A 22234-nucleotide genomic window follows, 5' to 3' on the forward strand; every position below is an offset into this window, starting at 1 on the left:
GACCAGCGCGTCACTTCATCGATTGGGCGATGATCTGCACCAGATTCAACTGAGTGAACGGTTTCGGCAGACGCGGCAGATCGGCGGCGAAGCCTTCCAGGCGTTCGGCATATCCAGTGGCGAGAATGATCGGCAGATCCGGCTTGAGCATACGCAAGGCATGGGCCAGTTGCGCGCCGCTCATTTTTGGCATGGCCATGTCGGTGATCACCAGATCGATGACCTCGCGCTGATCGAACAGCGCCAGCGCCTGAGCGCCGGAAGTCGCGCCGATGACCCGATGACCGAGGTCTTCGAGCAACAGACTGGTGCTGGTCAGCACCAGTGAATCATCATCGACCACCAGCACGCTGAGCCTTGGGACCGCAATGGGCGCAGCGTTGCTGTACGCCGGGCGGCTGGCCGTTGGCTCAAGCGCCACTGGAATCCACAGTTCGGCCGCCGTGCCGTGGCCCTTCTCGCTTTTGAGAGTAAAGCGCCCGCCCAACTGCTCGATGAAGCCATGCACCATCGACAAACCGAGCCCGGTGCCTTTGCCCAGGCCTTTGGTGGTGAAGAACGGGTCGCGGGCGCAGGCCAGCGTGGCTTCGTCCATGCCTTCGCCGCTGTCGATCAGGCTCAGGCAGACGTAACGCCCCGCCGCCAGCGGTCGAATGAGTTTGTTCCAGCACCACTTCGGCTTGCGCCTGAATGATCACCGTGCCGCCCTCGGGCATGGCATCGCGGGCGTTGGTCGCCAGATTGAGGATCGCCAGTTCCAGCTGATTGCTATCGGCCAGCACTGGCTGCAGATCGTCGGGAAAGCGCGTTTCGATACGAATGCCCGGCCCGAGCGAACTGCGCAGCAGCCCGGTGATGCCTTGCACCAGTTGCGGGATATCCACCGATTCGGTCTTGAGTTCCTGACGCCGGGCGAAGGCCAGCATGCGCTGGGTCAGCGAGACACCGCGCAAGGCCCCTTGGGTGGCGTTCTCCAGCAGTCGAGCGATTTTCGGCGCGTCGCCGATGCGTTTCTGCACGATCTCGAGATTGCCGAGAATCACCGTCAGCAGGTTGTTGAAGTCATGGGCGATGCCGCCGCTGAGTTGGCCGATCGCCTGCATCTTCTGCGCCTGGAACAACGCCTCGCGGGTCTTTTCCAGGGCTTGCTGCGCCTCGTGCGCCTCGGTCACATCGCGGGTGATCTTGGCAAAGCCGAGCAGCGTGCCGGTGTCGCCGCGAATTGCATCGACGACCACATGGGCAAGAAACCGCGTGCCGTCCTTGCGCATCCGCCAACTGCGGCTCTCGAACCGGCCTTCGCGGGTGGCAATCTCCAGCGAGCGCTGCGGCTCGCCGAGTTCGCGGTCTTCGGGGGTGTAGAAAATCGAAAAATGCTGGCCGATGATTTCTTCCGGCAGGTAACCCTTGATGCGCTGCGCGCCCTGGTTCCAGTTGCTGACGCAGCCTTCGGGGCTGAGCATGTAGATCGCGTAGTCGGTGACGCCCTGCACCAGCAGGCGGAACTGCTGTTCGCTTTGCTTGAGGGTTTCCTCGGCCATTTTGCGGTCGGTGAGGTCGCGAGTGATCTTGGCGAACCCGAGCAGCTTGCCGTTGGGGTCGATGATCGGGTCGATCACCACGTGCGACCAGAAGTGCGTGCCGTCCTTGCGCACGCGCCAGCCCTCGCCTTCGAAGCGACCTTCACGGATCGCTGTGTCCAGCGCCCGTTGTGGCATGCCGTTGGCGCGGTCTTCCGGGGTATAGAAGCGCGAGAAATGCTCGCCGATGATTTCCGCTTCTTCGTAGCCCTTGAAGCGTTTGGCGCCGGAGTTCCAACTGGTGATGGTACCGTCGGGGTCGATCATGTAGATCGCGTAGTCGACAACCGCGTCGATCAGCAGCCGGAAACGGCTGTCTTCGATCGCTGCGGTACTGTTGTTTTCACTCATCACACTCACCAGCCACTGTCATGGGCTGAAGTATGCGTGAATCCACTGATTTGGAAAGTGCCGGCTCGCTTTTGATTGCCCACCACTGCGGCAGCAGTTGCTGGATGCGGCTTTCGGCAAAGCGGTCATCAATGAGCATGACCGTGCCGCGATCCTCACGGGTGCGAATCACCCGCCCGGCGGCTTGTACGACTTTTTGCATCCCCGGGTACAGATAGGTGTAATCGTAGCCGGCGCCAAAAATGGCGGCCATGCGCCGCTTTATCTGCTCGTTGACCGGGTTGAGCTGCGCCAGCCCCAGCGTGGCGATGAACGCACCGATCAGCCGCGCGCCGGGCAAATCGATGCCCTCGCCAAACGCCCCGCCCAGCACCGCAAACCCGACGCCCTGGCTGTCGGCGCTGAACTGGTCGAGAAACGCCTGCCGCGCGCCCTCGGCCATGCCCCGCGATTGCAGCCATTGAGTGATGTGCGGATGGCGCTCGGCCAATAAGGTCGCGACCTGTTGCAGGTAATCGAAACTGCTGAAGAACGCCAGATAGTTGCCCGGGCGCTCGCTGAACTGGCGCGCGATCAGTTCGACGATAGGCTCCAGCGAGGCCTGGCGATGGTTAAAACGCGTGGAGATCTGGCTGACGATGTGTACCTGCAATTGCTCGGCGCTGAACGGCGATTCGACGTCGACGCACACCGTGTCGGCGGGCGTGCCGAGCAGGTCGGCGTAATAGTTGCGCGGGCTCAGCGTGGCCGAGAACAGCACGCTGCTGCGCGCCGCTGTCAGGCGCGGGCCGATGAACGCCGCCGGCACCACGTTGCGCAGGCACAGTTGCGACAGCGGACGCTTGCGGTCGAGGTCGCGTTTGCTGATATCGAACAGGTAATGCTCGTCGTACAGCTCGGCGACCCGGGCAAATTGCAGCAAGTCGAAATAGAAGTTCTGCAGACCGCTGTCGAGGCCTTGCGGATGTTCGTTGAGGTAATCGCCAATGGCCGCGCAACACAGCGAGATGGCTTGCAGGAGCTTGTCCGGCGCCTTGTCGTAGGCCTGATACGCCGCCAGTTGCGGCGCATGCAGCGCGTTCCATTCGCGGTTGACCCGTTGCAGGGCATTCTTCAACGCTGCGGGCGCGGTTTTGCGCACGCTGGCGAGGGTGAACTGGTCGAGACTGGCGCTGTACATCTGCCGGCCGCGCTCGACCAGGTTGTGCGCCTCGTCGGCGAGCACCGCGACTTTCCACTGATTGAGCTGGGCCAGACCTAACAGCAGCGCGCTGAAGTCGAAGTAATAGTTGTAGTCGGCAACCACCACATCCGCCCAGCGAGCCATTTCCTGACTGAGGTAGTACGGGCACACGCTGTGCTGCGCGGCGACTTCACGCATCGCCGCCTGATCAAGCAGATTGATATGGCTGGCAGATTCGCGGGCGGCCGGCAAGCGATCATAAAAACCCTGGGCCAGCGGGCAGGATTCGCCATGACAGGCCTTGTCCGGATGTTCGCAGGCCTTGTCGCGAGCAACCATTTCCATCACCCGTAGCGGCAAGTCCGGCGTTTGCCTGAACAACACGTGGCTGGCATCCAGCGCCAGCTTGCGTCCGGGAGTCTTGGCGGTGAGAAAGAACACTTTGTCCAGTTGCTGCGGCGCCAGGGCCTTGAGCATCGGGAACAGCGTGCCAAGGGTTTTGCCGATGCCGGTCGGCGCCTGGGCCATGAGGCAGCGGCCGGTGCTGACGGCTTTGAACACTGATTCGGCCAGATGCCGTTGGCCGGGGCGAAAATCCGCGTGCGGGAACGGCAGTTGCTGCGCGGCCAGATTGCGCGCTTCGCGATGGGCCATTTCCTGCTCGGCCCATTGCAGGAACAAGCCGCACTGCTGCGTGAAAAACGTCTGGAGTGACTCGGCGCTGTGGGATTCGACCAGGCAGGTTTCCTTTTCGCTGACGACGTCGAAATACACCAGCGCCAGATTGATCTGCTGCAATTGCAGTTTCTGGCACATCAACCAGCCGTAGATTTTCGCCTGCGCCCAGTGCAACTGGCGGTGATTGGCCGGTTGCCTGCTCAGGTCGCCGCGATAGGTTTTGACTTCTTCCAGGCAGTTTTGCGCCGGGTCGTAGCCATCCGCCCTGCCCTTGACCTTCAGCTCGCCGAATTCGCCTTGCAGCGCCACTTCGCTCTGGTACTGCTCGCTGCGCCGCGACGCCACGGTGCGATGGCCGACGATGCCTTCGAGCGCCGTTGGTGACGGGGTGAAGCGCAGGTCGAGATCACCGGTCTTGGCGGTGAACTCGCACAGTGCACGCACGGCAACGCTGTAAGTCAAGCGCTCTGCTCCGCCCATTGCACGTAACACACCGCCACCGGCATCCGGTGCTCGTGGCAGAACTCCAGCCAGCGAAGTTGATTGTCCTGCAAGCGGTCGCCGGGGCCTTTGACTTCGATCATCCGGTAGGTCTTGTGCTGCGGCCAGAACTGGATCAGGTCCGGCATGCCGGCGCGGTTGGCCTTGATGTCGAGCAACAGGCGATTGAACCAGTGTTTCAGGTGTTCGGCGGGCAGACAGGCCAGCGCCTGCTCCAGCAAGTCTTCATTGAGCGCGCCCCAGAACACGAAAGGCGACTGGATGCCCCACTTGTCGACGAAGCGCTGGCGGATGGTCTCGGCGTAGCGGCCGTCATCGAGTTCGCCCAGGCAGGCCTGGAACAGCTCGGCGCGGCGCTCGAGGAAGTCTTCGCTGAGCAGATCCACCGGGCCGCGCTGGAACGGGTGGAAGAACGCGCCCGGCAACGGCGCGAAGATCGCCGGCCAGCACAACAGGCCAAACAGCGAATTGATCAGGCTGTTCTCGACGTAATGCACCGGGCCGTCATCGGCATGCAAGTGCGCTTGTACGTGAAATTCCACCGACCGCGCCGGATCGCTGCGCGGCAAATGCAAATCGAGGCGTTCGACCTCTCTGGCCTTGGCACGCTTGAGCGGCGAGCCACCGAGTTTGCGCCGCAGACGCGGGACGATGCGTTGCAAGCCCTGCTGCTCGGCGGCACTTTGCGGCGCCTGTTCGGCCAGCGTGCCGAGTTCCAACGCCAATGCATATTCGCCGCAACGTTCAAGCACACGGATCATCCGCAGTCGCGCACCAGGATAGGCGCAGTCGCGGTAAACACTCAGGGCCAGCGCAAAGTCGCCGATGCGCTCGGCATACTGGCCGATCTGGAACAACGCCTTGGCTTGCCGACGGCGTAGCCACGGGTTGTCGAACTGCACGGCGTTGATCTGTTCGACGATCTCTTCCAGCGGTTCGCCGGCCTCGAAACGCAGCTGGCATTGATGCAGAAACAGGCAGGCGTCGACGTCTTCACGACTGCGCAGGCCTCGGGAGTCGGCGCAGAACTCGACTTTTTCATAAGTGAAGATGCCGAGGTCGGCCAGCACGAACTCCGACCAGTCCTGATAAAGATTGCCGAAGAACATCAGGCGCAGGCGATCGCACAAATCCATCAGGGTCAGGCTGAACAGCCGGTCGGCCAGTTGCGGCGCCCAGGCGCGCAGGGTTTGCGCCTCGCTGAACTGTTCGGCCAGCACGGGCAGCCATTCGTCCTTGCGCCCTTTCGGTTGATCGATAAAGGTGCCGAACGCTTGCAGCAGCTCGGCCTTGAGCAGGACATCAAACAGCTCTGCCAGGGTCAGCGCAGCGTGTTCATCGAGCCAGCCGCGATCAAGCAACGGCTGCGCCGCCTCAGCGATGTCGCCGATTTCCAGATAATTGAGTTTGCTCGCGCGAAAGTGAATGCCCTTGCGCATGACCATGCGCACCAGCAATCCCTGCGAGGCTTGCGGCAGCGTATTGAAGTCGCGGATGAAGCCGTGTTCGCTTGCGCTCATCACATCGGCATAGCGAAGCCCAAGCCAATCAAGCACTTGCCGGAAGTTGTTGAGGTAATACAACGGATCGTCGAGAGGGTTGGAGGTCACGGGAATTCAAAGCCACGGCAAGCGAACACTGGTTATGCGTACAGATAACAGCTCAGCCCCGCCCGGCGCAAACGGAAAAAGATCAATGGCATTTTTTCGTGCCGCCATCGAACTTTTCCGCCGCTGCTGGCACCAACCGCGTTACAGGGCCGACAATGCCCGCAATCACATTCAAGCAAGGAGTCAGAGGTGGGTATGAAAATCAAGATGCTGGGTATTCCTGTAGCGGTCGCAGCCCTGTTGGCGCTGGGCGGCTGTTCGACCCAGACCGTGGTGACGCTGCAGAACGGCACCCAGTACCTGACCGAGGACATGCCGAAGACCGAGACCGAAGATGGTTTCTATGAGTTCGAGGATATTTCCGGCGCCAAGGTCAAGGTCCGCGCTGATGAAGTCGCGACCGTGCGCAAGGAAGACTGATCCGATAATTACCGCGTTATCCTTCAATCGCGGGCAAGCCCGCTCCCACAGGTCTTATGTCGTTCACAGCGTGGATGTACGACTCGGACTCTGTGGGAGCTGGCTTGCCAGCGATGGCGCCATTACTGGCGCCGCGTAACCATCAGGCAATCACGATCCCGTCGCTGTTGAGGCTGCCAAGCGCCACCCCCACCAACGTCACCGAATCCCCACCAAATGTCAGTACGGTATCCTGCCCGACCGCCGACGCATGGGCGCGCAAATCATCCCCCGGCAACACACCCTGTACGCCGAGAAACACCAGTTTGTCATCGGCCGTATAGCCAACGACCCGATCCTGGCCGAACGCGCCGTGGAACAGAAACGTATCCGCCCCGCCGCCCGATTCCAGCAGGTCATTGCCAGCGCCGCCGACAAACACATCATTGCCCGCGCCGCCGAGCAAATGATCATTGCCCTCAAGGCCAAACAGCCAGTCACCGCCGGTATGCGCCTTGAGCATGTCAGCAGCGGCCGTGCCTTTTACGCTCGATTCATAAACGGTGAGATTACTGCCGACTTTCAGCCCCGTGGCCGTGACGCTGTGCAACACGTCGTCCTTGAACACGCCCCAGAGAAAACCCGGCTCTTTGCTGACAATGCTGCCGATGTCGCGGGTAATGCTGATCCCGCCGTTGGCATCGCGGATGTACAGGTTGCCGGCACCGTCGTTGGCGAAATCAAAGTTCTTCACTGTTTGCTGCAAGTCGAGCGTGTTGTTGCCCTGCCCGCCCAGAATGACGTTGTAGCCGCCGTTGTCGCGGAAGCTGTCGTTGCCGGCGCCGCCCTCCAGATAGTCATTGCCGCTGCCGCCCTGGATCAGGTCACTGCCGTCACTGCCAATAATGAACGTGCTGCCCTTGTGGGTTTCGGCGTTACGGTTGAGGTCCTGTACCCAAGTGTTTGCCCGCGCCGGGTCGGAGAGGTTGGCGACGATGAGCGTCGAGTCGCGGCTGGTCAGATCGTAGAACTTCGACTCCAGCACGCGGGTCATGCCGTCGCCGTAGCCAGTGGGCAGGTGCGAAATCCAGGTCGGGATATTCAGGATCGAATACGGCAGCACGTTCCAGGCGTTCGAGGCGTAGTGATCGTTGAAGCTGACGAGGTTGTCGGTGGTGGATGTGTGCGGCGCATCGTGCACACCCACCGAGGCACTGCTGAAGGTCGAACCGTCGAGGGCGCGAAACACCGGGTCGTTTTCGTAGCCGATATTCAGCACCTTGTCGGTGCTGCTTTGCGTCGGTGAGGCGTAGGCGATGTAGTTGGAATCGGCGAAAAACCCGCCCCACTTGCCAGCGCTCAAGTCAGCCATGCTGTTCACCGCCAGACCGCCCAGGCTGTGGCCGCTGACCAGCACGTCCTTGCCGCTGAGGCCGTTGGCCCGGGCGAATGCGACGACATCGTTGAGCAGATTGCCGAAAGCTTCGCCGACGTAGTTTTTTGCGTAATCGGCCGGGCCGAACGCTGCGAGCAGATCGTTGATCACGTCGCCAATCGAATCACCAATGAGAATTTCGCGCGGACCGCTGGTGCCGCGAAAGGCGATACCCAGTTCGGTGAGATGCCCCTGGGCGTCGTATTTGCCGAGGATTTCCACTTGCGCGCTGGTGTAGCCAGCCTTCTCGCCGAAGAACGTCCCGCGTGCATCGGTCTTGCCGTCGTAGCCCAATTGCGCAGCGGTGATGGGCGTCCAGCCGGCCTTCTGTACGGCCTGGAGGGCGAGTTTTTCCGAATCGGGATTCCACGGGATACCGGGGATCACCCCTTGCGAATCGGTGCCGCCAATCAGCGCGGTGACCAGCGTCGCCGGCAGGCCCAGGCCGAAGCCGTTGTGCTGATAACCGGCGGCGAAGCCGTTATCGAGGTTGTGATAGGAATACAGCGTGATCGCCATGGCATCACTGAACAGCGCCTTGGAATCGGCTGTGCCGAAGTTCTTGTAGTCGCATACACCCATTGCCATTGCCTCTCTTGTTGTTGGAATTGTCAGAGATAGCTCACAGCCAGAGCGCGGGGCTCTGGAGCATTCGTTACATCTTGCACATCCTCTGTAGGAGCTGCCGAAGGCTGCGATCTTGTGGGACGCAGAGCGCCCCCGGCTGCATTCCCACGCAGAGCGTGGGAACGATCATGTGTACGCCGTACCTGTGGGAGCGAGCCTGCTCGCGAAGGCGGCAGCACATTCAACATCACAATCGCCTGACCCACCGCTTTCGCGAGCAGGCTCGCTCCCATAATGAGATCTCCTGCACCTTCGGAATCAGGCAAAGACGAAACTCGAGTCCGTCAGGTCAGTCACGCCGACGCCAACCAGCGTCACGGCAAAATCGCCGACCTTCAGCACGGTATCAGCGCCGGACTGCGCGGCATGCTGCTTGTAGTCATAACCCTGTCCGGCGCCCGCGACGCCCATGAACAGCAGTTTGTCGCTGCCTTGATAACCATTGATCGCATCGAAACCGAACGCGCCGCTGAACAGGAAGGTGTTGTGGCCACCCACCGCCGTCATCACGTCGTTGCCGGCGCCACCCACAAAAGTCACCTGCGACTTGTCGCTGATCAGTTGATCATCACCACCAAGCCCGAACAGCCAGTCGCCATCGGCCGTGGCATGCAAGGCATTGCCGTAGCCATCACTGCTGAGCGAATGGTTGTACTGGGTCAGTTCGCTGCCGTTGCTCAGGCCCTTGGCGGTGACGCCCCAGGTGATTTCCTTGCTGCCCCACCACGAACCGGCCTCTTTACTGACCAGCGCGCCGATGTCGCGGGTCAGGCTGATGCCGCCGTAGGCGTCGCGGACATACAGCGTGCCGTCGCCGTCGTTGGCGAAGCTGAAGTTCTGCAACGGTTTCTGCAGTTCGAAGGTGTTATGGCCCTGCCCGCCAAAAATGACGTTGTAGCCGCCGTCATCACGGAAACGATCGTCGCCGCCCAGCCCTTCAAGAAAGTCGTTACCCGCCCCGCCCTTGAGCCAGTCGCTGCTCTGCGTGCCGATGATGAAGGTGCTGCCGCTGTGCGGCTCGCCGCTGCGGCCCAGGTCCTCGACCCAGGTCTTGCTCCGCGATGCCTCTTCGAGATTGGCAACGATGATTGTCGAGTCGCGCTCGGTCAGGTTGTAGAACGCCGAATCGATCACCCGATTCAAGCCATCGGCGTAGCCCAGTGAACTGTGCGCCGACCAGTTCAGCGGATTGGCGATGCTGAACGGCACCAGGTTCTGCGCCGTGGAAGCGTAGTTATCGGTGAAATTGACCAGGTTGTCGGTGGTCGATTCGTGGGGCTTGTCGTGCTTGCCCATCGATGCCGTGCTGAACGTGGTGCCGTCGAGCACGCGAAATACCGGATCGTTTTCGAAACCGATGTTGAGCACCTGGGGGCCGGTGCTGCTCTGGGTCGGCGAGGCGAAGGCGATGTAATTGGCATCCTTGTAGAAGCCGCCCCAGTTGTCCGCGCTCAATTCAGCAACGCTATTAACCCCAAGCCCGCCGAGGCTGTGGCCGCTGATCAGCACATCGTTGGCGGCAATGCCGTTGGCGATCGCGAAATCGGCGACGGCGTTGAGCAGATTGTCGAACGCGTTTTTCGCGTAGTTGCTCGCGTAATCCGACGGCCCGACCGCCGCGAGCAGATTGTTTTTCAGATCACCGAAAGTGTCGCTGTAACCCAGCCCGCCAGTGCCGCGAAAGGCAATGCCAAGGCCGATCAACTTGCCAGCAGCGTCATACTTGCCGAGCACTTCGGCCTCGGCGCTGGTGAAGCCATCCTGTTCCCCGAAGAACGTGCCTTGCACGCCGACCTTGCCCTGATAGCCCAGCGCCGTCGCCGTGACCGGTGCCCACGCCGTGGCCGGCAACGGTTTGCCGGTGGGCGTATAGGCATACAGCGTCAGTGCGATGGCGTCGCTGTACAACCCTTTGCCGTCGGCATTTTTGTAATCGAACAATCCCATGTGCAGCGCTCCTTTTCCTTGAAAAACCGGCAGCCCGAGAAGCGCTGCCGGTTACGCCTCAGAACTGCCAGTCGAGGGTCAGACCGACGCCGTGATCCTTCTCGTTCGAGCCGATCAGGCCGTTGTAGTCAAGGTTGACCCGCACGTCGCGATTGAGCGCCAGCCCGGCGCGCACTCCGACCACAGCAGCGTCACGATCCATCGACACGCTCTGCACGGTGAACGCGCTGTTGCCGTTGGCGAAGGCCAGATGGCTGTCGGCATCGACGCTGCTCAGGTTGTGCTGCCAGCCGAGACTGGCGCCCAGTTCCAACTGACGCTGATCCGACAAGGCGAAGCTGCGCTTGGCGCGCACGCCGAGGGTCGACAGCACCACGTCGCGGTTGTCTTCACCACCCTTGAGCGCGGCAGCGTCACCCTTCTCGGTGAAGCTGTCGGTGTTGAGGTGCACGTAGGACAGATTGGCGAACGGCTCCAGGTTCATCGGTTGCAGGCCCAGATCGTATGCGGCCTCGGTGAACACTTGCGCGGTGGTCGCGTCGCGTTTGGTTTTCTGTTTGCCGCTGACGTCGCCGAACTGCAGATCACGTTTGACGTCGATGCGATGCCAGCTGTAGGCGCCGCCGACGGTCAGGCGCAACGCGTCGATTTCATGGCCCAGATACGCACCCAAGTGGTAGCTGTCGACCGACGCCGACGAATGCGTGCCGCTGCCCATGCTCAACGAGCTGTCGCTGTAACCGGTGACGAAACCGAGACGGGTATCTTCAGCAATCAGACCGTCGACGCCAGCCAGCAGCCCGCCGATGGAGCTATTGGAATCGGCATTGTCATGGCCGCCATCGCTTTCACCCCATGAGCCGAGGACCTTGACCCAGACGTTGCTGCGCTCATCAGTCGGCGCATCGGCGTTGAACAGATCACGCTCACGCAGGCGCTCGCCGACGGCTTCGCGCAGGTAGCGGCTGTCGTTGATCAGCAGCGTGCCGATGGCCGGGTGAATCTCGCCGGACAACTGTTGAAAGGCCTGCTGCGCCGACGCCGCGTTGGGCGACAGCAACAGGGTTTCGAACAGCGCGTTGCCCGCACCCAGACGTTCGGCAGCCGCACCGACGGCGCGCTGGTTCGGCGTCAGACCGACGCTGGCGAACGATGCCTCATTGCGCCCGACCGCCAGTTGAATGCCGCCCGCCGAATAATCCAGAGTGCCGCCAAGGAAGGCGTAATTCGGCAAGACCTGACCGAAGCGCCCTTCAATGCCGCCCGCCGCTTGCAGGATGTTGTAGCGAGTGCCGAGCAGGCTTTGCACTTCGCCGGTGCTGAGCAAGGTCGGGCTGTTTTCCAGCGACAGGCTCACCGTGGCACCGTCGATGATGGCTTTGCCGCCCGCAACGATCTGATCGCTGCTGGTTGGCGACAGCTCTACGGCGTAGGTCGAACCCGGCGCGAAGGTCACGTCACCGGCGACGTTCAAGGTGCCGATGGAGTTGCCCGGCGCCACCGTACCGCCGCTGTTCACTGCCAGCGCGCCGATGCGGCCATTGCCGCCGAGGATGCCGCCATTGTTGACAGTGACCGCCGATTGCAGCGAACCGTTGATGGCCAGTCGACCCTGATTGACCAGGGTCGGGCCGCTGTAAGTGTTATTGCCGGTCAGCACCAGGGTGCCGATGCCTTGCTTGGTCAGACCGCCGTGGCCGCCGATGTCGTTGCGCCAGGTGTCGAGGCCGCACGTGATATCGATGCACACGCGTTCGGTGGGTTTGCCCTGATCGATGATCGCACCGATGCCCGGCAAGTCAGCCACGAACTGGCCGGACCCGTAAGCGCCCTGCACGCGGAATTCTTCGGGAATGTCCTGCTCGGTCACGAACATCGCCGGGCCGTCGATGGCCTTGCGCAGGTTGATCATGCCCCAACCGTACAAGGCGTCGATGCCCGGCGCACCGAGGTCGGTCGCAGTGGTGCGCAACACGCTGGCGACCTGGTCGCCGCTCATGTACGGAAAACGCTCCATCAGTACGGCAATGGAACCAGCGACATGCGGCGCCGCCATCGAGGTGCCGTTGTAATTGGCGTAGCTGGTGGTCAGGTTGCCGGCGTTGGTGCCTTCGATGATCGAGCTATAAATCTTGGTGCCCGGCGCCGAGACGCAGTAACTCGCCGTATAGCCGCAGCGCGAGGAAAACGTGCTGATCACGTACGGATTGGCGCTGGCGGTGTCCGGGTTCTGCTGCAACGCGGCGACGGTGATCCAGTTCGGCGCGATGTCCGGGACGAAATAACCCAGGCCGGCAATGGCGTCGGGATTGTTCAGGTTGTAATCGTTGCCGGCGGCAAAAATGGTGACGATGCCGCTGCGAGCGGCGGCGATGGCGCCGTCGTAAGCGCCGCCGGGTTTGGTGCCGAGCAGCGTGCGGATTTCGTTGAATTGCAATTGCGCGTCGTTGACGGTGAAGTGCGGATACGCCGGATCGCGGCCGCCGAGGTCGAAGCGGTCGGTGATGCCGATGCCCCAGCTGTTGTTGATGATCCGCGCCCCGCTGGCGATCAGCGCATCCCAACCGGCCTTGTACACCGCACCATCGTTGCCGCGCACGATGCCGTCTTCCGGGCCTGGGTCGCCGTTATCGGCGCTGATGATCTGCGCACCGAATGCAACACCGTGCATCACCCCGCCGTCGCGACTGCCCGCCGCGATGCCGCCGACGTGCGTGCCATGGGCGCCGAGCTTGCCGTTGGAGCCGACCGAGGGTGAACCGTCATAGAGGAACGCATCGCCGGCCTTTACCGGGATGTACGGGTCGGTGTATTCGCGAATGCCGCTTGTGACCAGGGTGACGACTTTGTTGCTGCCGGAGAACTCCGGATGTGCGGCGTAGACCGGCTGATCGAAGATGCCCAGCTTCACGCCTTTGCCGGTGTAGCCGGCGGCGTAGGCGTAATCCGCGCCGATCGCGCCCAAGCCCCAGTCAGCCTTGAATTCATTGCTGCGCCAGCTCGACGGATCGCCGCTGCGGCCGTTTTCCACGTAAGGCGCTGCCTGTGCCATCGCACTGGCACAGAGCATGGCGACTGTCAGGGTTTTCAGGGCAAAGCGGCCACCCGATTGCGCGGGGGTATTGTTGTTATCCATCCACGACCTTCCTTAGTGATGTTGCGAAAAATCCGGTTGCCTTGATCGTTCCCACGCTCCGCGTGGGAATGCAGCCCGGGACGCTCCGCGTCCCATTGGAACGCGGAGCGTCCCTGGAGGCGTTCCCACGCAGAGCGTGGGAACGATCAATTCCCTTGCTGCACGTGGGAACGATCAGGTTTTGCGACTGCTGCGCAGTCGAGCGGGGATAAATCCCCTCGCCACGGTGACTCAAACACATGCAATCAGAACTGCCAGTTCAGGCTCAGGCCAACGCCATGCAGCTGCTCGCGGCTGGCCAGTTGGCCGTTGTAATCGAGGTTGACCCGCACGTCCTTGCTCAAGGCCAGACTGGCCTGCACGCCGACCAGTGCGGCATCGCGTACCAGCGCCGAGCTTTCCACGGAATACGGCGTGCCGCCGCTGGCAAAACGCAAATGCTGCTCTGATTCGATATCGCTGAGGCTGTGCTGCCAGCCGAGACGCGCGCTGACGTCCAGCGCTTGCTGGTTCGAAAGGTTGAAGGTTTTGCTCGCCCGCACGCCCAAGGTGCTCAGCGCCACATCGCGTCGATCTCCAGAGCTTTTGAGCGCAGCGGCATCGCCCTTTTCGGTGAAGCCTTCGGTGTCCAGATGCAGGTAGGTCAGGTTGGCGAACGGTTCCAGCGCCAACGTTTGCAGCTGCAAGCGATACGCCGCTTCGCCGAAGACTTGGGTGGTGGTCGCGTCAACTTTGGCTTTCTGCTTGGCGCTGACCTCGTCGTATTGCAGATCGCGTTTCACATCGCCGCGATGCCAGCTGTAGGCCGCGCCAGTGCTCAAGCGCCAGGCGCCGATGTCGTGCCCGGCGTAAGCACCAAGGTGATAGCTGTCGACTTTCGCCGAAGAATGCGTGCCCGAGCCCATGCTCAAGGAGCTGTCGCTGTAGCCAGTGACCAGACCGATGCGGGTCTGCTCGTCCAGCGCGCCGTCGACACCGGCCAGCAGGCCGCCGATCGAGGTGTTGTAGCCGGCCGTGTCGTGGCCCGAATCGGTGCTGCCCCAGGCGCCGAGGGCTTTGATCCAGCCGTTGCTGCGGGTCGCCGATTCATCGTGCAGCCGCTCGCCGACCGCATCACGCAACTGGCGGCTGTCATTGATCAGCATCGTCCCCAGCGCCGGATAAATCTCGCCGCTCAGTTGCTGGAAGGCTTGCTGCGCCGAGGCCTGAGTCGGTGCACGAAGCACACTTTCGTAAACCGAATTGCCGGCGCCCAGACCTTCAACTGCAGCGGCCACCGAACGCTGGTTCGGCGTTTGCCCGACGCTGGCGAAGCTTGTGGCATTGCGCTGGATATTCAGCTGGATGCCGCTTGCGGCGTAGTCAAGGGCGCCGCCGATGAACAGGTAGTTCGGCACTACTGCAGCGAACTGCCCCTGCACGCCGCCGGCCGCTTGCAGGATGTTGTACTGGCGACCGAGCAGGCTTTGCGCTTCGGCGCTGCTGAGCAAGGTCGGGCTGTTTTCCAGCGCCAGGCTGACACTGGCGCCGCTGACGGTTGCCGTGCCACCGGCAACGATGCGGTCACTGCTGGTGGGCGATAGCTCGACGGCGTAAGTCGAGCCCGGGGCGAGTGTCACATCACCAGCGACGTTCAAGGTGCCGATGGAATTGCCCGGTGCAACCCGGCCGCCGCTGTTGGCGGTCAACGCGCCGATGCGTCCGGAGCCGCCGAGGGTGCCGCTGTCGTTGACGGTGACCGCTGAGGTCAGCGAACCGTTGACGGTCAGCAGACCGCCGTTGACGGTAGTCGGACCGCGATAGGTGTTTGCGCCACTGAGCAGCAATTGCCCGGCGCCGGACTTGATCAGGCTGCCCTCATACACCCGGTTTGCCGCTGCCGCATCACGCAACATGCCGACGGCGTAATCGGTCTGGTCCTGCTGACTGGCGCCGGCCGGGACACCGTTCTCCCAGCCTTTGTCCTGCAGGGTTTGCTGCCAGGCGCTGTGCTCGGCGAGGTCTTCGCGCTGGCGCTGGAGCAGCGCCTTGTCAGAGATGTCATTGCTCCAGACATCGCGCTGCCCTGCCCCCAGATTCGCGTCGAACGCACCGAGCAATTGCCCCGGCCCGCGCATCGCCCGATTGAGATTGGCGACGCCCCAGCCGACCCGCTCGTTCGGTGCGTCGGTGACCGAGCCATCGAGCTGGGTGGCGGTGGTCAGCAGCACCTCGAGCGCCTGCTGATTGTTCATGTACGGATAACGTTCCATCACCAGCGCCAGGGCGCCGGTCGCGTGCGGCGCCGCCATCGAGGTACCGGACTTGATCGCATAACCGCCACCGGGAATGGTGCTGTCGATCTTCGCCCCCGGTGTGGTGATGCACCAGTATTTGGCGATGCCGCACTGGTTGTATTTCTGCTGATTGCTCTGATCGAGCCCGGACACCGCCAGCCAGTGACCTTCCAGATCCGGCTGAAAGTACGGCAGCGCCGAACGTACGCTGGCATTCGGGTAGCCGCTGTTGCCGGCGCTGAAGACATTGATCACGCCGCGCCGCGAAACATCGGCAGCGGCGTCGAGCCAAGTGCCCTTGTTCCAGTGCTGCGCGTAGGCGGCGTGCAGATCCGCGAGGGTGCGGTAACTGACATCCGGCGGCTGACTGCCCCAACTGTTGTTGATCGCCCGCACCCCGGCATTGGCGAGGCTGTCGTAGACCGCTTTGAAATAACGCGGATCAGGGCTGGGGCCGAAGAGGAAACTGTCGTTCTTGTTGGTGTTGCCGACGTAGATTTGCGCGTTGTACGCCACCCCGTGCATGCCGCTGCCATCACGGGCGGCGCCCATGGTGCCGACCACGTGGGTGCCGTGGGAATCGTTGTTGGGGTTGAGCGTGCCGTCGACGTTGAACGCTGAGCCATCGACGTAGCTGCCGCTGGCGGTTACCGGGTGATAACGGTCGGCGGAGAATTCGGGGTGGGCGGCATCGAAACCGGAATCGAGCGCGCCGATTTTCACGCCCTTGCCGGTGATGCCGGCTGCGTAGGCCTGATCGGCCTGCATGCGTTCCAGGCCCCAGTCGCGCAGGAACTCGGCACTGCGCCAACTGGCCGGATTGCCGGGCTGGCCGGGTTCCAGGTATTGCGCCTGCGTTGCCGAGGTCACCAGCAATAGCGTGCCGAGCGAAATCGGTTTGATGCGTACGTCCATGGTCATCATTCTCTTTTTTGTTGTTTTGTTCAGGGCTGATAGCGGTGTCGCCCGTTCCCCTCACCCCAGCCCTCTCCCAAAGGGAGAGGGAGCCGACCGTGTTGTCTTCAGTTATTCAGCGACCTGGAAAACCAGTCGATTACGGATTCAGCACAGCTCGTTCAAGTCGGTGCATCTCGCCAATCTCCCCGGATCGGTCCCCTCTCCCCCTGGGAGAGGGTTAGGGTGAGGGCTGTTGCGCGACCATAAATGCTTCGTCCACCCGCACCAGATCCTGCTCATTAACGTCTCGGTGCAAAGCCTCAGATCCTGCGGTGTCGCCCGTTCCCTTCACCCCAGCCCTCTCCCAAAGGGAGAGGGAGCCGACCGTGTTGTGTTCAGTTATTCAGCGACCTGGAAAACCAGTCGATTACGGATTCAGCACAGCTCGTTCAAATCGGTGCATCTCGCCAATCTCCCCGGATCGGTCCCCTCTCCCCCTGGGAGAGGGTTAGGGTGAGGGCTGTTGCGCGACCACAAATGCTTCGTCCACCCGCGCCAGATCCTGTTCGTTCAAAGTCCCGGCGTAGTAATGCAATTTGGTCCAGGCCATCAGGTAGTCGTAGCGTGCCTGGGCCAGGTCGCGGCGGGTGGTGAACAGTTGCTGCTCGGCGTTCAACGCATCGAGATTGGTGCGTTCGCCGCCCAAGATGCTTTGTCGGGTCGAGACCACCAGCGCCTCGGCCGACTTCAAGGCCTTCTGATAAGCACGCAATTTGCTCACTCCGGACAGGCACGCGCTGAACTGTCGGCGCAGTTCGATCAAGGTTTCGCGGGTTTTGCCATCCAGCTCGTACTCAGCCTGCTCCATGGTGCGGCTGGCCTGACGTGTGGAGGCCGACACCCCGCCGCCGGCGTACAGCGGCACGCTGACTTCCAGGCCGATGGTGTTGGTTTCGTAGCGCTGGTTATAGGTGTTGCCGCTTTCCGACTCGTTGTCGCGCATCGAGGCATAGGCGCTTACTTTCGGCAGATGTCCGGCGCGGTTGCGTTCGACTTCATAGCGCGCAACTTCCACGGCCTGCCGCTGCGAAGCGAGGTTCGGGTTGTTGCTGATCGCCAGTTCATGCCAAGTGTCGAAATTGGCCGGTTGCAGCGTGAAGGTCTGGAATTGCTGACCAAGCGGCGCCAGGTCGCCGATGTCCACTGCCGGCACGCCCACCAGCGCACCCAGCTCACGCAAGGCGGCATCCTGCTCGTTGCGCGCTTCGATTTCCTCGGCAGTCGCCAGCTCATAGCGTGACTCGGCTTCAAGAATATCGGTGCGCGTGCCCTCGCCCTGCTTGAACATGTGTTCGTTCTGCTGCAACTGCTGCTCGTAGGCCTTTTTCTTCGCCTGGGCGATGTCGATCTGGTCCTGGGCGAACAAGGCTTTGGTGTAGTTATCCAGCACTCGCACCAACAGTTCCTGACTCTTGCCGCGAAAGGCTTCGTCGGCAAATAACGACTGCGCCACGCCTTTGCGATACGCCGCGTAAGCTTCGTAATCAAGCAGCGGTTGCTGCACCGTCAGCGCCGAGCCGTAACTGTTGTAGTTGCGCTCATCGGTGCGGTTGCGCGCGCGATCATCCAGAGACGTAGCCTTGGACGAGTTGCGGCCCTTGTTGTAGGTGTAGCCGATCCGTGGCAGCAACCCGGCGCGGCCAATCGCGCGGTTTTCCAGGCCTGCATCGCGCTCCTTGATTGCACCGAGAAACACCGGATCGTTGCGCAATGCCTGCTCGTAGATCTCAAACGGCCCCATGGCCGCGATTGCCGAGTGACTCGCGAGCAGCGTCATTGCGGCCCCCAGCATGCAAAGCTTTTTCATACAGCCGAACATCCTTATTCCTCGGTCAACGCAGAACCGGCGCGATCGAGCAGCGGTTTGAACAAATAGTTGAGGAGTGAACGCTCACCGGTGCGCACGAACATTTCCGCCGGCATACCGGGCTTGATCACCAGGCCGTTGAGCTTTTCCATGGCCTGATCGCTGACGCTGCTGCGCAACACGTAATACGGCACGCCGGTTTTCTCATCGACCATCTGGTCGGCGGAGATCAGGCTGACTTCGCCGGGCACGCGCGGGGTTTTGCTCTGGTTGAACGCGGTAAACAGAATGTCCACCGGCAAATGCGTGCCGACCTTGTCGATCAGGTTGATCGGCAAATGCCCTTCCACTTCCAGGGTGGTGCCTTGCGGAACGATCTCCAGCAGGGTTTCGCCCTGACGCACCACAGCGCCTTCGGTGTGCACACCGAGGTTGACTGCCACGCCATCGGCGGTGGCGAGGATCTCGCTGTGTTGCAGGTCGAAACCGGCGGAGGTCAGCTGTTCGGACAGCGTCACGCTTTTGAGCTGGGCATCGGCCAGTTGCGTACGCACTTCCTTCTGGTATTCCTCGCCGTGCTGCTGCAACTTCAGGCGCGATTCAAGGATGCCCTGCTCCACGCGCCCGCTTTCACCGGTGTTTTCCGCCAGTTGCTGCTGCACTTGCGACAGTTGCCGCTGGTAGTCCATCAAGCGGTTGCGCGGGATGTAGCCGTTGTCGGCCAGCGGTTGCAGGTTGCTCAGTTGTTGTTGCAGGGAACTGGCCTGGGCATTGAGGTCGCTGCGCGCGCGGCGCATGCCGGCCAGTTGTGCGGTGGCGCCTTCGATATTGGCGCGCAGTGCCGCTTGTTCCCGGGAGAACGCTTCGCGGCGGCTGCTGAACAGTTGCCGCTGGCCTTCCAGCACCAGCGCCAGGCGCGGGTCCGGGTCGTTGCTCAGCTCGGCCGGAAAGGTCACTTGCTTGAGGTTGTCGCGCTCAGCTTGCCAACGCGCGAGGCTGGCCCAAGCCATGCGGTACTGCGCCTGCAGCGATTGCACGTCGGCGGCGACCTGCGTCTGATCAAGGCGGAACAACGGCTGGCCCTGCTTCACGATCTCGCCTTCGCGCACCAGAATCCGGCTGACCACGCCGCTGCTCATCGACTGCACGGCCTTGCGCTTGCCCGAGACCACCACAGTACCCTGCACCGGAATGCCCTGATCCAGCGGCGCCAGTGCCGCCCAGGTGAAGAAACTGCCAGCGCCGACGATGGCCAGAATCCAGCCCATGCGCGCGAAGAATTTCGCATCACGCTCCGGGCGCTCGGTGAGGTAGGCGTGTTCCATGTTCGCTTCGTTTTCAGTGTTCATGCTGGCGCTGCTCATACACCCGAATTCCTTGTCGAGGGCTGATACTGCCGGCTCATGCTGAGCCCGCCCGGTGCTTGTGCGGCTTTTTCGCGTTGCTGTTCGTGCTGGCCGGAAAGTGCCTTGAGCACATCCTGACTCGGGCCGAACGCCTGCAAACGACCATCGTTGAGCACGAGCAATTTGTCAGCCTGAGCCAGCACCGAAGAACGGTGCGTGACCAGAATCACCGTGGTGCCTTGCGCCTTGAGTTGCGCAATGGCGCTGGCCAGTGCGGCTTCGCCGACGGTGTCGAGGTTGGAATTGGGTTCATCGAGCACCACCAGACTCGGCGTGCCGTACAGCGCGCGGGCCAGGGCCACGCGTTGCTTCTGGCCACCGGACAAGCCGCTGCCGTCCTCGCCCAGTTGCGTGTCGTAGCCCTGCGGCAGGCGCAGGACCATCTCGTGGACACCGGCCTGTTGCGCGGCGGTGACGACTTTTTGCGGGTCGGCTTCGCTGAATCGTGCAATGTTTTCGGCAATGGAGCCGCTGAACAGCTCGATGTCTTGCGGCAAATAACCAATGTACGGGCCGAGCTGATCTCGGTTCCAGCGGTGGATATCAGCGCCGTCGAGGCGCACCGTGCCGCCCAGAACCGGCCACACGCCGACCAGCACTCGAGCCAGCGTCGACTTGCCGGAACCAGACGCGCCGAGCACGCCGAGCACTTCGCCAGCACTCAGATTGAAATTGACCATGTGCAAAGTGGCCGCACGCTGCCCCGGCGGGCCGGCGCTGACTTGTTCGAAGCTGATCTGGCCTTTCGGTGCCGGCAGTGCCATCGCCTCGTCGCTAGGCGGAAACGCCTGCAACAACGCATCAAGGCGCCGGTAAGCCAGCTTCGCCCCACTCCACTGCTTCCAAACGGCGATCAACTGATCGATCGGGCTCAGTACGCGCCCCATCAGGATCGAACCGGCGATCATCATCCCCGCAGTCATGTCGCCCTTGATCACCAGCAACGCGCCCAGGCCCAGCACCAGGGATTGCAGGCATAGACGCAAGGTCTTGCTCAGCGAACTGATCACCGCGCCGGTGTCGCTGGCCTGGTTCTGCAAGCCGAGAAAGCGCGAATGCACCCCGAACCAGCGCTTGCGCAGCGAGCCGAGCATACCCATCGCCTGAATGGTTTCGGCGTTGTGCAAGTGACTGGTAGCCAACTGACTGGACTGCTGGGAAAAACCGGCGGCTTCGCCCAGCGGTTTTTTGGTCATGTATTCGTTGAGGCAGGCCAGTGCGATCAGCAGCAACGCGCCTGCCGTGGCCAGCACGCCAAGCCAGACGTTGAACAGGTAAATGACAAACAGATAGACCGGGAACCACGGCGCATCGAAGAAGGCGAACAGCGCCGGGCCGGTGACGAACTGGCGGATGTGGGTCAGGTCGCCCAGCGACTGCCCGGCGTTACCCTCACCCTTGAACAGGTTGCGCTCGAACGCGGCCTGATAGACGCGCAGATTGAAGCGCCGCTCCAATTGGCTGCCGATGCGGATGACGATAAAGCTGCGGATCACTTCCAGCAGGCCGATGAAGGCGAAGAACCCGACCACCATCAACGACAGCATCGCCAGAGTGGTTTCGTTCTGTGACGACAGCACCCGGTCGTAAACTTGCAGCATGTAGATCGACGGCACCAGCATCAGCACGTTGATCAACGCAGTGAAACAACCGACGCTGATCAGAATGCTTTTATAGTCGCCCAATGCCTTGATTAACGGAGCGGCCGGAGACTTCGCCATCTTCATTGATTCTTCCTGAGTTCATAGTCTCGTCGGTGCGGACGAGCATTCCATTGATATTTCGCGTACCTGCCAAAGATCATTTGCAAGTAGTGCTTACAATTTCATAACAAGTTGATCGGCTTCGCGGTTATAACGCTCAGTTATTGCAGTACATCAACTTCGCGCAACTACCCAGCCACCGCTTAGTGCCCGACGCGTTCGAGCAAGATAAGCAATTGCGAACTCAACCTGCTTGTGTAAGAGCCATCCCCCCGGCGGCTGAAAAAGGCGATTTTCGAACCATCCTTGCCAGTGATGGCAATGCCATCGGGTTCTGGAAACCAACCAATCGGGGCTTCGCTCAACCACGCGCCCAGGCAATCGGCGCCCTCGCCCAAGGTCTTGTCTGGCGCAAGATCGACAACGCATGTGTTCGACGGCTTGTCTTGCAACGACCGCGTTTCGGGTGTGTCGTTGTGACCGGTCAATGTGGCCTGCCAGCGCCCGGCGAATGCCGAGGGTTCTTCGAGTCTGAGGCTGCTTGCCATGCTTGTCGCTCCGGTCATCATCAGCGTGACTGCCATCAGCCATGCCATCGTCGTGTCAGTTAAAACGTATCGAGTCATAGGAAATTTCAC

At 61.8% G+C, this 22234-nt stretch carries 11 protein-coding genes and 1 pseudogene; 1 reads left to right on the forward strand and 11 read right to left on the reverse strand.

Translation table 11 applies throughout. The features are described 5' to 3' along the window. Positions 1-10: 10 nt before the first annotated feature. The 3 genes and pseudogenes from CKW30_RS04420 to CKW30_RS04430 all read right to left on the reverse strand — a co-directional run bounded on the left by CKW30_RS04420 (position 11) and on the right by CKW30_RS04430 (position 5903). Positions 11-1931: pseudogene (locus CKW30_RS04420) on the reverse strand (PAS domain S-box protein). Next, positions 1924-4254, reverse strand: a complete 2331-nt coding sequence (locus CKW30_RS04425) for an ATP-dependent DNA helicase (RefSeq protein ID WP_143497884.1) — start codon at positions 4252-4254, stop codon at positions 1924-1926. The pseudogene CKW30_RS04420 and the gene CKW30_RS04425 overlap by 8 nt, the downstream one beginning before the upstream one ends. After that, a complete protein-coding gene (locus CKW30_RS04430) occupies positions 4251-5903 on the reverse strand; it encodes a VRR-NUC domain-containing protein (protein WP_095180080.1) in 1653 nt (550 codons plus the stop codon). Before CKW30_RS04430 ends, CKW30_RS04425 begins: the two co-directional genes overlap by 4 nt. A 195-nt stretch (positions 5904-6098) precedes the next feature. On the opposite strand from CKW30_RS04430, the gene CKW30_RS04435 reads away from it, so the two are divergent. Beyond that, complete coding sequence (locus CKW30_RS04435; protein ID WP_016774830.1) at positions 6099-6323, forward strand: YgdI/YgdR family lipoprotein; 225 nt, start codon at positions 6099-6101, stop codon at positions 6321-6323. A gap of 142 nt (positions 6324-6465) precedes the next feature. Here CKW30_RS04435 and CKW30_RS04440 read toward each other — a convergent pair whose 3' ends face one another. From CKW30_RS04440 to CKW30_RS04475, 8 genes are all read right to left on the reverse strand, one after another. Then, positions 6466-8319: a polyurethanase gene (locus CKW30_RS04440; protein WP_095180081.1), complete on the reverse strand. Its 1854-nt coding sequence runs from the start codon at positions 8317-8319 to the stop codon at positions 6466-6468. 303 nt (positions 8320-8622) lie between these two features. Beyond that, the gene (locus CKW30_RS04445) at positions 8623-10311 is read right to left on the reverse strand and encodes a polyurethanase (RefSeq protein ID WP_095180082.1); all 1689 of its coding nucleotides are present in this window, start codon (positions 10309-10311) and stop codon (positions 8623-8625) included. A gap of 58 nt (positions 10312-10369) precedes the next feature. Next, positions 10370-13447, reverse strand: a complete 3078-nt coding sequence (locus CKW30_RS04450) for an autotransporter serine protease (RefSeq protein ID WP_095180083.1) — start codon at positions 13445-13447, stop codon at positions 10370-10372. Positions 13448-13692: 245 nt separating this feature from the next. Continuing rightward, positions 13693-16638, reverse strand: a complete 2946-nt coding sequence (locus CKW30_RS04455; RefSeq protein ID WP_095180307.1) for an autotransporter serine protease — start codon at positions 16636-16638, stop codon at positions 13693-13695. A gap of 490 nt (positions 16639-17128) precedes the next feature. Then, positions 17129-18499: a TolC family outer membrane protein gene (locus CKW30_RS04460; protein ID WP_095180084.1), complete on the reverse strand. Its 1371-nt coding sequence runs from the start codon at positions 18497-18499 to the stop codon at positions 17129-17131. A 2-nt stretch (positions 18500-18501) separates the two neighbouring features. Then, positions 18502-19851: an HlyD family type I secretion periplasmic adaptor subunit gene (locus tag CKW30_RS04465; protein WP_095180085.1), complete on the reverse strand. Its 1350-nt coding sequence runs from the start codon at positions 19849-19851 to the stop codon at positions 18502-18504. Continuing rightward, entirely contained in the window at positions 19848-21620 is a 1773-nt protein-coding gene (locus tag CKW30_RS04470) for a type I secretion system permease/ATPase (protein WP_095180086.1), read from the reverse strand. The genes CKW30_RS04465 and CKW30_RS04470 overlap by 4 nt, the downstream gene beginning before the upstream one ends. A gap of 179 nt (positions 21621-21799) precedes the next feature. Beyond that, positions 21800-22222, reverse strand: a complete 423-nt coding sequence (locus tag CKW30_RS04475) for an AprI/Inh family metalloprotease inhibitor (RefSeq protein WP_159894617.1) — start codon at positions 22220-22222, stop codon at positions 21800-21802. Positions 22223-22234 lie beyond the last annotated feature (12 nt).

Origin of the sequence: Pseudomonas sp. Irchel 3F6 (assembly GCF_900187595.1) — a bacterium.
Classification (GTDB): Bacteria; Pseudomonadota; Gammaproteobacteria; order Pseudomonadales; family Pseudomonadaceae; genus Aquipseudomonas; species Aquipseudomonas siliginis.